Below are 12,880 nucleotides of genomic sequence, written 5' to 3' on the forward strand. Positions count from 1 at the left end.
GTCACTGTTTTTTTACCTCCTTCTTCGATCTTCAGGCTAACTCAATGGTCGCGAGCTAACGCTGCCGCCCACTGGAGCAATTTTTAGCTTGGCAAGGGTAATGCTATGTCGACGCCCTAGCGCCCCCTCCCCCTATTTTTTCTACTTTCTTCCTTTCCAACATTAAATTTTCTGGTTCCTCACTCGTCATTAAGTAATGAGAAGCAATTGCGTTTTACTTCTCATTCCTTTGGCAACGATGAGGTTAATTCCATGACAAGCTGTTTTGATCGTGAAGATGGTGTCTTCCGCGTATTAGTCAACCACGAAGAGCAGTACTCCCTCTGGCCAGAATGGAAAGCGATTCCCGCGGGCTGGACCGATACCGGCGTGCTCGGCGATAAACCAACCTGTCTCGACTACGTCGAAAAAACCTGGACCGATATGCGGCCACTCTCGCTGCGCCAGTGGATGGATGAGCAGGCCGGCGCTGAGGCGGAGCAGGTGAATGCAGGTTAAGCGTTTAAGACTGCTCTGCCTGCCCTGCGCCGGGGCCAGCGCCACCATGTATCTACGCTGGAAGCGCCAGTTGCCCGCCTGGGTCGAGGTGTATCCCGTCGAATTGCCTGGGCGTGGTGAGCGCCTGGGTGAGCCGCTTATCGATGACTTCGAGACCCAGGTCGTGCGGCTGTGTGAAGAGCAGGCAACGCGGATGCGCGGTGACTTTGCTCTGTTCGGTCACAGCATGGGGGCGTTGTTGGCCTACGGCATGGCAGCTCGCTTGCGCGATGTCGGGCGGCCTCAGCCGCGGATGCTGTTCGCCTCAGGCAGCGCGGCGCCCTCAATGCGCGACTCAGACCGCTTGGCGGGCCTTGATAACGACAAAGCCCTGATGGCGGATCTTCGCCAACAGGGCGGCACTCCAGGGGAGGTCTTCGAAAGCCCTGAGCTGCTGCGCCTTACCCTCGATATCTTGATGTCGGACTACCGCCTCTGTCGCAGTTTCCGCTATCGCGGCGGGTCGCCGCTTGCTTACCCCCTACAGGTACTCGCCGGGCGCGATGACGATATCGAAAGAGAGCGTCTAGAGGCGTGGCAGCGGGAAGCGGGCGGGGTGTTCTCTTTGAACTGGTTCGAAGGAGGGCACTTCTTTATTCGCCAGCAGCAAGCACAAGTGCTGGAGACTATCGAACGGGCGCTGACTCGACGGCTTGAGGAGGTGCCCCATGCAGCGCCTGCAGTTAGCTGAAGGGGTGCCCGAGGGGCTTGAGGTATGGCGCTTAGCGCTCGATCTGAACGCCCCGGTGGCTGACGAAGATGATCGGTTGCTGAGTCGAGCCGAGTGGCAGCGTGCCCAGCGGCTTCACCGTCACGCCGACATCGTACGCGCCGTGGCGACTCGCGCGGCCCTGCGGCGACTGCTATCAGCGCACACCGGTATAGCGCCAGAAAAGTTGGCGTTCACTCAGAACGCTTACGGAAAACCAGCGTTGGAAAACGCTGGTGGGCCTGCTTTCAATGTCTCCCACTCTGGCCATGTCGCCCTGATCGCGATTGTTCCCGGCGGCGCGGTGGGGGTCGATATTGAGCGCTGCCGATCCGAGGCCGAACTGGCGCCGCTGCAAGGGCTGGTGCTATCGCCGAGTGAGCAGCTCGACCACGCACTGCCCTTTATGGAGCGCTGGGTGGTTAAAGAGGCGGTGCTCAAAGCCCTGGGCCTGGGCATTGCTGATCATTTGCGATCGCTCTCGATCACTTCCTCTTTAGGGCCGCCAGACACCTATCACCTTGAGCACTCGCTTCCCGTTTCATCACCTTTGCAAGCATGGCCGCTGCCAGCGCCGAGTGGCTATGCCGCTGCCCTGGGCTATATCGATTCAGGCTATTCCCACGCAAACGCTCAGGGTAAACGCTACTCAACGAATTTTTAGGAGATCAATAATGGACAGCCAAAGCGCAACACCAACGCAACAAACCAACACCATATCCAAACGTCAGGGGCCTGCTGATTCGGAGCTGCCCATTATGATTTCTCCCTCCTACCCAGGGCAGCCACTGCTGGAAGCCTTTGGCGAGTTGCGTGGGGATATTGAGGCGCTGGTGGCCAGAGTCGGCGGGGTGTTGCTAAGAGGCTTCGATGTTCCCTCCGTGGACGATTTTCAGCAGTTTGCTGCCGCCTTTGGTCATCCGCTGCTGAGTTATGAGTTTGCCTCAACACCGCGTTCAGCGGTTTCGTCAGGCATTTATACCTCGACCGAGTATCCCGCTCATCAACATATTCCCCTCCACAATGAGCAGGCCTACACCCGCGAGTGGCCGATGAAAATCTGGTTCCACTGTGTCACCGCTTCCCCCGAAGGCGGAGAGACGCCGATAGCTGATAGCCGCGCTATTTACCGCCGTATGCCCGCAGAGATCCGCGAGCGCTTTGCCCCCGGCATTCTCTACGTACGCAACTACGGCGATTTCGATATGCCTTGGCAAAAGGTGTTTAACACCGAAGACCGCGCCGAAGTGGAGGCATTCTGCCAGCGTGCGGGGATTCGCTGTGAGTGGAAGCCCGATGGCGACCTGCGTACCACCCAACTGTGCCAAAGCATAGAGACTCACCCGGTCACCGGTGAGCAGGTGTGGTTCAACCAAGGCCATCTTTTCCATGTCTCCAACCTGCAGCCAGAGGTACGAGAGTCGCTGGAAGAGCTGCTCGACCCTGAAGACATGCCGCGTAACGTCTTCTTTGCCGATGGTAGCCCCATTGACGATGCCATCTTCGATGAGATCCGCGGCGTACTGGCCGACGAAACGGTGATGTTCCCCTGGCAGGCAGGCGATGTGCTGATGCTCGACAACATGCTGGTCGCCCATGCACGCACGCCGTTCAAAGGGCCGCGCAAAGTCGTCGTCGCCATGGCGGAAGGCCACGGCAACCTCTCCAAAGACTGAATACAACGGCTCAATCCCACGCCACGGCCAGGAGTTCCAGCAGGTACGCATATGAATATAAGGCACGCCCAGACAATGAACAGCCACCCGTCCCATAACGTTGCTAACCACAGCGACGTTTTTAGAAGCTATGTCGAGCATTTAAGTCGTCTGGCCCGGGAAAGGCCCAGTGACAGGGCGCTGATTGTAGTGAACGCTCAAGGTGAGATCACCCTTGACTACGCCACCCTGGAGCGGCGTTCCCGCGCCCTGGCCAGCGAACTCCAGCAGCGGTTCCCGGCTGGTGAGCGTGCCTTGATTCTGCTGGATAACGATGAGCACTATGTGGTGGCGTTCTTCGCCTGCCTATATGCCGGGGTGATTGCTGTGCCGGTCTTCCCTCCAGAGTCGGCCAAGCAGCAGCACCTGGCGCGCCTGCTCGCCATTGCCGCCGACTCCCAGGCCGCCTGTGTGCTTACCTCTACAACGATTATCGATGTGGTCGCATCTGCAAGCGAAGGCTTCGGTAGTGCGGAATTGATCCCTGTGGATGCCGTAGATGAGAGCCGCGCTGAACACTGGGTCGAGCATCACCCAAAGCGTGGTGATATCGCCTTTTTACAGTACACCTCAGGCTCCACGGCCACGCCCAAAGGGGTGATGGTCAGCCATGGCAACCTGATGGCGAACGAGCGTGCTATCGAGACAGGCTTCTCGATTGGTGCCGACGATGTTTTCGTCAGTTGGCTGCCGCTTTACCACGACATGGGGCTGATCGGTGGCCTGCTGCAGCCCATCTATCGCGGCATTCCCGCGGTATTGATGAGCCCCACCTTCTTTTTACAGCGGCCGGTACGCTGGCTGGAAGCGATCTCCCGCCACCGGGGTACCATTAGCGGTGGCCCCGATTTTGCCTACCGGCTGTGTCTTGAGCGTATCCGCGACGAGCAGCTTGAGGCGCTCGACTTATCCAGCTGGCGGGTCGCGTTCTCAGGCGCCGAGCCGGTACGCCACGATACCCTCACTGGCTTTATCGAACGCTTCCGCCCGGCGGGCTTTGCCGCTGACACCGCAGCACCCTGTTATGGCTTGGCCGAAGCGACGCTATTGGTTAGCTGTAATTCGCGCGGTACGGGCGTGGTGGGCACGGCTTTTTCTCAACAGTCTCTGGCCGAGGGAAAGGCTGCCTCAGCGGTTGAAGGCAACACCCTGGTGGGCTGCGGTACACCGGAACCCGGTCACGCAATCGATATTGTCGATCCTGAGGGGCTTCACTCGCTGCCCAGTGGTGACGTCGGCGAGATCTGGGTCAACGGGCCCAGCGTGGCGCACGGGTATTGGCAGAACCCAGAAGCAACAGCGAAAGCCTTTGTCACCCGCGATGGGGTCAGTTGGCAGCGCACCGATGATACTGATGCACAGAACCACGATGCTCGCGATGATCGCTGGCTGCGCACCGGCGATCTGGGCTTTCTGCACGAAGGGCAGCTGTATATTGCCGGGCGTATTAAGGATTTGATCATTCTGCGCGGCCATAACGTCTACCCCCATGATATCGAGAGCGCTATCGAGGCGGAAGTGGAAGCAGTGCGCAAAGGGCGCGTGGCGGCCTTTGCAGTGACCACCCCTGAAGGCGCCGAGGGGATTGGCGTCGCGGCAGAGGTCTCCCGCGGCATACAGAAACTAGTGCCCGCCGAGAAGTTGGTCGAAGCGCTAAGCGAGACGGTGGGGAGCGCTTGCCACGAGCCACTTTCTGTAGTGCTACTGCTCAACCCAGGTGGCCTCCCCAAAACCTCCAGCGGCAAACTGCAGCGCAGTGCCTGCCGCCAAGGCTGGGAAGCGGGTAGCCTGGATGCCTACGCCATTCACGCCTTTGGGCGTTTTGTCAGCGGTGGTGACGCTGAGGGCGGAGGAAAGTCATCGCACTCTACTGCGGAAGCTGGAAGCGAAACGGAGCAGGCGTTGGCGAAGCTCTGGCACCAGGTGCTGGGGGACGGCAAGGAAAAGCCGTTGGGAAAAGATGCCCACTTCTTTGCTAGCGGGGGTAATTCTCTGGCGGCGGTGCGCCTAGCCGCCGCCATCAGTGATCACTGGGGCGTCGAGCTATCTCTGCACGCGCTGTTCGAGCAACCGCGCTTGTCTGCCATGGCTAACGCTATCGAAGCACGTTTGGCGGCACCATCGGATCAACGAGGGATGGCCATCTCCCGTCTTGAAGATGATCAGCGTCAAGGCGACATACCGCTGTCGGAAGGACAGCGCAGCCTATGGCTGACGTGGCAACTCGATCCCCAGAGCGCTGGTTACAATATGGCAGGTGCACTGCACCTCAAGGGAGTATTGGATCCAACAGCGCTCAATGCTGCGATTGAGGCTCTGGTGCAACGGCATGACATTTTACGTACTTACTACCCCTTGAGTGAGACGGGAGAACCTGTTCAGCGGCTAGCGCAGGATTGGCATCCTGAGTTGATCTGTAACGAGATGCCCGGTGATACCGTGGTTGAGCAGGAGCAGGCACTGCATGACGCACTCACTAAACTGGCGCGGCAGCCTTTTGACCTGGATCAGGCACCTCCCTTAACCGCCGCCCTCTACCGCTTGTCCACGGAGCACCATGTGTTAGCTGTCGTGCAGCACCACATTGCTGGGGATGGATGGTCAGTACAGGTGCTCATCGATGATCTATGCGCATTTTATGAAGGTGTGTGTACACAGCAAGAAGCCAAGCTTGCACCACTGCCAATACAGTTCGCAGATTATGCGGTTTGGCAGCAGCGTCAGCAGCACAGTAGTGAGAGACATAGTAGTGAGCGACAGAGCCAACTAGCCCACTGGTGTGAACGCCTCTCCGGGGATCATCCCCCGCTAGCATTGCCCTTGGATCGCCCACGCCAAGCGCTGTCCGCACCGAGTGAAGGCCGATTGCGCTTTACGCTTACCGATGAGTTGAGCGAGCGGCTACGTAGCCTAGCTCGTGAACGAAGCGTTTCGCTCTACACCGTGATCTTGGCACTACTAAAGCTGACCCTGCATCGCTTTAGCGGTGAGACAGATATCAAGGTAGGGGCGCCGATTGCCAATCGGCATAAAACCGAGCTTCAGGGCTTAATTGGGTACCTTATCAATGTCGTTGTGTTGCGCACTCAGATTGATCCCACTGGAAATTTCGAACGTTTGTTAGATGAGGTGAACGCTACCCTGATTGATGCCCAACTGCATCAGGATGTCCCTTTCGATCAGTTAGTCGAAGCGCTCCAACTCGAACGGCAACCGGGTGTACATCCACTGTTCCAGGTGAAGTGCACTCAGCAGGAAATGTGGCAGGCGGATCGCCACGTGGCTGGCCTGACCGTTCAAGCTGAGCAGGTATTCACGGGCATTGCCCACTTCGACCTGAGTCTCGATTTTTGCGATGAGCCCGAGGGAATAGCAGGTCTATTCGCTTACTCCGCAGAGCTATTCGATGCCACCACGATCGAGCGTTTTTGCCAGGCATTCCGATTCCTGGCCGAGCAGGTCGTAGCTGATCCACGGTCTCACATAGCGATGCAGTCGCTACCTGAGCCTATCTCCGTGTTGGAAGGAAACCAAAGCGAGATTCTCACTCAGGCTATACCCACCCTGCTGTCGAAAGTGGTGGCAGCTCATGCTGATGAGCTAGCCGTAAACGACGGGCAGTACCGTTATACCTATGCCAGCCTGGATGCCCAAGCCCAGAGTCTGGCACAGGCACTAATCGCAAAAGGCGTTGGTTCCGAGGTGCGTGTTGCCATTCACGCTGAGCGTTCGTGCGAGTACGTGCTCGGTATCCTCGCCGTAATCAAAGCGGGCGGGGCTTTCGTGCCGCTTGATCCGCAACTGCCAGCGGAGCGCTTGGCCTATCAACTGGCTGACAGTGGCGCTCGCTTAATGCTGAGCAGTATGGCTTGCGACTGGAGCGATGACATTCCGGTAATGGAGCTGGCGTTTGCCGATGATATTCCAGTTGCAGTAGAGCACGAACCACCCGTTATCCATCCCCAGCAGACGGCCTATGTGATCTATACCTCTGGCTCCACGGGCAAGCCCAAGGGAGTGGCGGTGAGTTACGCTGCGCTGGCCAATTACGTGCAGGGCGTTCTGGAAGCTCTGGCGCTACCAGAAGGTGCCCGCAACATGGCAATGGTGTCGACGGTAGCGGCGGATCTGGGCCATACCGTGCTGTTTGGCGCCTTGTGCACCGGGCGTACCTTGCATCTTATTTCCCCCGACTGCGCCTTCGACCCAGATGCCTTTGCGGCTTATATGCGCGAACAGCAGGTGGATGTGCTCAAAATTGTGCCTAGCCACCTGCGGGCGCTGCTGAGTGCGGCAACTCCGGCCGATGTACTTCCCCACGAGCGCCTTATCCTGGGCGGAGAAGCGACCGACTGGGCGCTACTGGCGCGTATCGCCGAACTCAAGCCAAAATGCCAGGTGCTTAATCACTACGGCCCTACGGAAACCACGGTCGGTATTCTCACCCAGCAAGCCGACATAGCCGATCGAGCTGCCAGCACCCTGCCGATCGGCAAACCGCTGGCCAATGCTCAGGCCTATGTGCTCGACCCCTGGCTTAATCCGGTGCCGAAGGGCGTTGCCGGCGAGCTCTACTTGGGTGGCCCTGGGTTGGCTCAAGGTTATCTACAGCGGCTGGGACAAACAGCGGAACGTTTCGTCGCCAGCCCCTTCCATGCGGGGGAGCGACTCTATCGCAGCGGTGACCGTGTGCGCCAATTGGCCGACGGTAGCCTGGAGTTCCTTGGCCGTGTGGATGATCAGGTCAAGATTCGCGGTTATCGGGTGGAGCCGAGCGAGATCGCTGCCCTGCTGCGCGACCAGCCAGGGGTCTCGGAGGCCGAAGTGGTAGCGCGGGAAAATGAGGAAGGACGCGCGCAACTGTACGCCTATGTGGTGATGGCAGCCGGGAGCGACGTCGATGACGACGCGTTACTCGCGCAGCTTGGCGAGCGCGTGCCGGACTATATGGTGCCCAGCGCCCTGGTACGGCTGGAGGCTCTGCCGCTAACCGCCAATGGCAAGCTGGATCGCAAGGCATTACCCGAGCCAGTGCAAGCCGGTAGTGGAAAAACCTTTGAAGCGCCCCAAGGAGAAGCGGAGGAGACGTTGGCAGAGGTCTGGGCTGACGTGATCGGCTGCGAGCAGGTGGGGCGTAACGACAACTTCTTTGAGTTGGGTGGTGACTCCATCCTCAGCCTGCAGATCGTCGCGCGCTCGCGTAAGCGTGGCTACAAGGTAACGCCCAAGCAGTTGATGGAAGGGCAGACCATTGCCGCAGTGGCGGCGATGGCCACGCCTCTAGCTGCTACCGCTCCTAAACAAGTGGCTGCGCCCAATAAGGCTGCTTCCTTTGCGCTGCTGCCGGTACAGCGCTGGTTCTTCGAGCAGAACTTTGCCGAGCCACACCACTGGAATCAGTCGTTGATGCTGGAAGCGGCCAGTGATGTAGATGCCGCGCTGCTACGGCGTGCCATTGAGGCAGTGGTCGATCATCATGGCGCTTTGCGGCTGCGCTTTGAGCGCATCGACGATCGCTGGCAACAAGCCTATGGCAAGCTAGCCGATGACCTCTTCGAGCACCTGGATCTGAGTGACCATGCGGATCCGGCGCAGGCCATTACCCAGGCCGCCGATGCTGCACAACACAGCCTAAGCCTGGAGCGGCCGTTCCGAGCCATCTGGATGGCACTGGGAGGCGAGCGCGGCGGGCGATTGCTGCTAGTGGCTCACCACCTGGTGGTAGACGGCGTCTCGTGGCGTGTGATTCTCGATGACCTGCAAACGGCCTACACGCAGTTAAGTGCAGCCAAGACAGTCGATCTACCACCAGCCACCACCTCGCTAGATGAGTGGGCGCGTGCCCTGGCCGACTATGCCAAATCGCAGGCTTTGGCTGAGCAATGCTCCTATTGGGAGAGTCTTGTCAAAGAGCCCGAGCCCAGCCTACCCGCACATAATCCACATGGCAGCAACACCGTCGCCGATACCGCATCGCTCGTTGGCAGTTTGCCTACCGAAGCGACCACGCAACTGCTGGGGCCGGTGCATAAAGCCTACCGCACCCAGGTGGATGACCTGCTCCTCACTGCACTATCGAGCGCCCTGTGCCAATGGGCAGAGAGAGATAGCGTACTGATTGAACTGGAAGGTCATGGTCGCGAAGACCTGTTCGACGGTGTCGATCTCAGTCGCAGCGTAGGTTGGTTCACCTCCCTCTACCCGGTTCGCCTGAGCCCAGGTAATGCGGAGCCCGGTACAAGCCTAAAAGCCATCAAGGAACAACTTCGCCAAGTGCCTGAAAAGGGGCTCGGCTACGGCGTGCTGCGCTATTTGAAAGAAGAGCCCGCGCTGGTTAGTGGTGCCTACCCCCAGGTCACCTTCAATTATCTAGGCCAGTTGGATCGCTCCCTACAGGGCGATGGGGCCTGGCGGCTCGCCAAAGAGAATGCAGGGCAGGCTCGCGCGCCGGAAAGCAAGCGCCGTACCTGGATTGAGGTGGTGGCCTGGGTTCAAGATGGCCAACTGCGCTTCGACTGGAATTACAGTCGTGAGATTCACAGCGAGGCAACGATGCGTGCCTTGCAAGCAAGCTTCCAGATGCAGCTAGAGGCATTGATTGAGCACTGTGCTAGTGGTGTTCGTGGTGCTACGCCTTCGGACTTCCCGCTGGCGGGGCTGAGTCAAGGGCAACTGGACGGCTTGCGATTGGATGTCGCCAATGTTGAGGACATCTACCCGTTGGCGCCGATGCAGCAAGGGCTGCTATTGCATACCCTGCTCAATCCAGGCGCTGGTATGTACATGATGCAGGATCGCTACCGGTTTGCTTCGCCTATCGACGTCAATGCTTTCGAGAAAGCCTGGCAGCGAGTCGGCGAACGGTATGAGGTTCTACGTACAGGGTTCGTATGGCGAACCGAAGAGATACAGTTGCAGGTGGTGTATCGGCAAATTCCTTCACCTGTGGAATATATCGATTGGCGCGGTATTGACGAGGATGAGGCCGATCGGCGCTTGGCGGTGTTATTGCGTCAGGAGCTTGATGATGGCTTCGACCTGGAACGGCCACCATTGCTAAAGGTACGCCTTATTCAACTGGCGGAGAACCTGTTCTACGTCGTACAGAGTTTCCACCATATTCTGATGGATGCCTGGTGCCGCTCCCTGTTGCTCAGCGATTTTTTCCACTACTACGATGCCTATCGTCTCGGGACGAGTCACGAGTTGACGCAACCAAGGCCGTATCGTGATTTTATCGCTTGGTTGCAGCAGCAGGATGCCAATGTGCTACGCAACTATTGGCAACATGAGCTTGAAGGTTTCGATGAGATAACGCCGATTCCTTATCTTAAGCCGCACGGTTCGCACGACAGTGTTGCCACGGTGGCTGATGTATTCTCCTCGCTCTCCCACGATGAGAGTGCAGAGCTACAGAACGTTGCCCGACAGCATCAATTGACTGTCAATACGATCGTACAAGGGGCATGGGCACTGCTGTTAGGGCGGCTTTCCCAGGTAGATGACATCCTATTCGGCGTGACAGTGGCTGGGCGCCCGCTAGAACTGGAGGGCATACAGGAGACGATGGGGCTGTTTATCAACACGATTCCTCTGCGTGTGTCAGCCCCTTCGCCGCAAACATCTGTCCTTGATTGGCTGCATGGGCTATTGGCGAAAAACCTGGAGATGCGTCAATACGAGCATCTACCGTTAGTCGAAATTCAATCGTTGGGAGAGCAGTCACAAGGACGCAGTCTATTCGATAGCCTCTTTGTATTCGAAAATGCGCCGATAGATGCCAGCATAACGGAGAAAATCCATGATCTTCATGTGTCTATCAAGGGCAACCGCACCCACACCAATTACCCCTTGACCGTAGTGGTGGTGCCTGGCGAGCAATTGATGCTGCAGCTCTCCTACGACGCCCGTAAGTTTGACGATTCCGAGGTCGAGAGGCTGCTCTCGGGCTTCCGTCAAATTCTCTTGCACATTATTGACAGGCCTGATGCTCCCTATCATGAATTGGACGTATTGCCTGTTAATGAGATGGAGACACAGCGGGCGCAATGTAGAGGGCAGTCGGTTGCTTATCCCTTTGAGCGAGGTTATATCGACCTGTTCCGTGAGCAGGTACGACAGCATCCACGCCAAGTTGCCGTTCGCCATCAGGGAGAGACACTCACTTATGATCAGCTAGAGGACACCTCCAATCGCATTGCCCAAGCACTGCGGCAAGCAGGGGTGAAGAAGGATAATGTCGTAGCCCTGCATGCCGAGCGCGGCCTAGCGTTGCCAAGCATGATTCTGGGTACGTTTAAGGCTGGCGGTGCGTATCTAGCGCTGGATACCCGACTTCCTGATCAGCGTATCGCCGATATGCTGGCGTCCAGCCATGCATCGGTTCTAGTCGCCACTGCTGAGCAAACACCGCGTCTCGAAACTGTGCTTGAATCCATGCCCAACCCACCGCGGATGATAGTGTTCGAGGATCTCGTCACGGCGGAAAGACTAGAGGGGGATGCCGCTGTAACGGCTCACCCTGATCAGGCCGCCTATATCATCTATACCTCCGGTTCGACCGGTGAACCCAAGGGTGTCGTCGTTAGCCATCGTGGCATGCTCAACAACCAATTGAGCAAGGTTCCCTACCTGGATCTGTCGGCCAGCGATGTCATTGCCCAGACCGCAGCGCTGAGTTTCGATATCTCCGTCTGGCAAACGTTGGCGGGGCTGTTGTGTGGCGCCAGCATCGAGATCGTGCCTGATGAGATTGCACGCGACCCCAGTGCGTTGCTTCCTTATGCGCACGACAACGGCGTCACGATACTGCAAAGCGTACCAGCACTGATCCAGGGAATGTTGAACACTGCCCCAGTCGACCTGCTAGCACTGCGCTGGCTGCTGCCCACGGGCGAAGCCTCCACGTCTGAGCTAGTCCGCCAATGGTTCGCACGCTACCCGGCGATCCCATTGGTCAATGCGTACGGCCCTGCAGAATGCGCCGATGACGTATCCCTGCACTTGCTGCGAAGCGGCGATGACGAGCACTTAGCCGTGGTGCCGATCGGCAAACCGGCTGATAACACCCAGCTACTCGTTCTCGACAGTCAATTAAACCTATTACCTATGGGGGTGAGCGGCGAACTATATGTCGCCGGTGTCGGTGTTGGGCGGGGGTACCTGAATCAGCCGAAGCTGACGGCGGATCGCTTCGTGCCCAACCCGTATGCTGAAGTGCCCGGAGAACGGCTCTATCGGACGGGTGATCTGGCCCGCTATCGCACTGATGGTGTGCTGGAGTACATCGGCCGCACCGATCAGCAGGTCAAGATACGGGGCCAGCGCATTGAGCTGGGAGAGATAGAGTCCCGGCTGGTGGAATTCGATGTTATACGAGAAGCGGTAGTGGTGGCCCAGGAAGGGCCAGGAGGCGCCAGGTTAGTGGCTTATGCCGTCGCCCAGCCACATGAGTCGATCGATACGGCAGAGCTACGCGAGCGTCTAGGGCAGGTATTGCCCGACTATATGGTGCCAAGTTTAGTGGTAATGCTCGATGCCTTACCACTAACGCCCAACGGCAAGGTGGATCGCAAGGCATTGCCCGAGCCGGACTTCGCCAGTAGCGCGCAATATGAGCCACCCCAAGGTGAGACGGAAGAGACGCTAGCGGCGATTTGGAGCGAGGTGCTGAGTGTCGAGCGGGTAGGGCGTCACGACAATTTCTTCGAGCTAGGGGGGCACTCGCTGTTGGCTCTTAAAGTGCAATCTAAAGTGGAAGAACATTTCGATATACGTCTCCCTCTCCGCAGCTATTTCGAACACGCTACATTGGCCTCTATGTGTGAGCCCATTCAGGAAAGCAGGGGAGGTGCGAAAGAGGAGGAAAACGCACAGCTCGAAAAGATGGCAGCGCTACTAGATGGAATGGAGAGCTGAT

The 12,880-nt window shown here is 58.1% G+C and carries 5 protein-coding genes; all 5 read left to right on the forward strand.

The window, feature by feature from the left end; all coding sequences use genetic code 11:
• The first annotated feature begins 252 nt into the window (after positions 1-252).
• The 5 genes from KF947_RS16385 to KF947_RS16405 all read left to right on the forward strand — a co-directional run bounded on the left by KF947_RS16385 (position 253) and on the right by KF947_RS16405 (position 12,879).
• Positions 253-498, forward strand: coding sequence for an MbtH family protein (locus tag KF947_RS16385; protein ID WP_133732966.1), 246 nt, complete (start codon positions 253-255; stop codon positions 496-498).
• Positions 488-1,228, forward strand: a complete 741-nt coding sequence (locus tag KF947_RS16390) for a thioesterase II family protein (protein ID WP_133732965.1) — start codon at positions 488-490, stop codon at positions 1,226-1,228. The genes KF947_RS16385 and KF947_RS16390 overlap by 11 nt, the downstream gene beginning before the upstream one ends.
• Positions 1,206-1,910: a 4'-phosphopantetheinyl transferase family protein gene (locus tag KF947_RS16395; protein ID WP_133732964.1), complete on the forward strand. Its 705-nt coding sequence runs from the start codon at positions 1,206-1,208 to the stop codon at positions 1,908-1,910. The genes KF947_RS16390 and KF947_RS16395 overlap by 23 nt, the downstream gene beginning before the upstream one ends.
• Positions 1,911-1,920: 10 nt before the next feature.
• Positions 1,921-2,922 carry a TauD/TfdA family dioxygenase gene (locus KF947_RS16400; RefSeq protein WP_227404497.1) on the forward strand — a complete coding sequence of 334 codons (1,002 nt, stop codon included), beginning with the start codon at positions 1,921-1,923 and terminating at the stop codon, positions 2,920-2,922.
• A 75-nt stretch (positions 2,923-2,997) separates the two neighbouring features.
• The gene (locus KF947_RS16405) at positions 2,998-12,879 is read left to right on the forward strand and encodes a non-ribosomal peptide synthetase (protein ID WP_227404498.1); all 9,882 of its coding nucleotides are present in this window, start codon (positions 2,998-3,000) and stop codon (positions 12,877-12,879) included.
• The last annotated feature ends 1 nt before the right edge of the window (position 12,880 follow it).

The organism is Halomonas sp. FeN2, from assembly GCF_020595105.1.
Classification (GTDB): domain Bacteria; phylum Pseudomonadota; class Gammaproteobacteria; order Pseudomonadales; family Halomonadaceae; genus Vreelandella; species Vreelandella neptunia.

Coding starts and splice junctions, on each gene's coding strand:
- KF947_RS16385 (WP_133732966.1), top strand. CDS start 253: ATGACAAGCTGTTTTGATCGTGAAGATGGTGTCTTCCGCGTATTAGTC.
- KF947_RS16390 (WP_133732965.1), top strand. CDS start 488: ATGCAGGTTAAGCGTTTAAGACTGCTCTGCCTGCCCTGCGCCGGGGCC.
- KF947_RS16395 (WP_133732964.1), top strand. CDS start 1,206: ATGCAGCGCCTGCAGTTAGCTGAAGGGGTGCCCGAGGGGCTTGAGGTA.
- KF947_RS16400 (WP_227404497.1), top strand. CDS start 1,921: ATGGACAGCCAAAGCGCAACACCAACGCAACAAACCAACACCATATCC.
- KF947_RS16405 (WP_227404498.1), top strand. CDS start 2,998: ATGAACAGCCACCCGTCCCATAACGTTGCTAACCACAGCGACGTTTTT.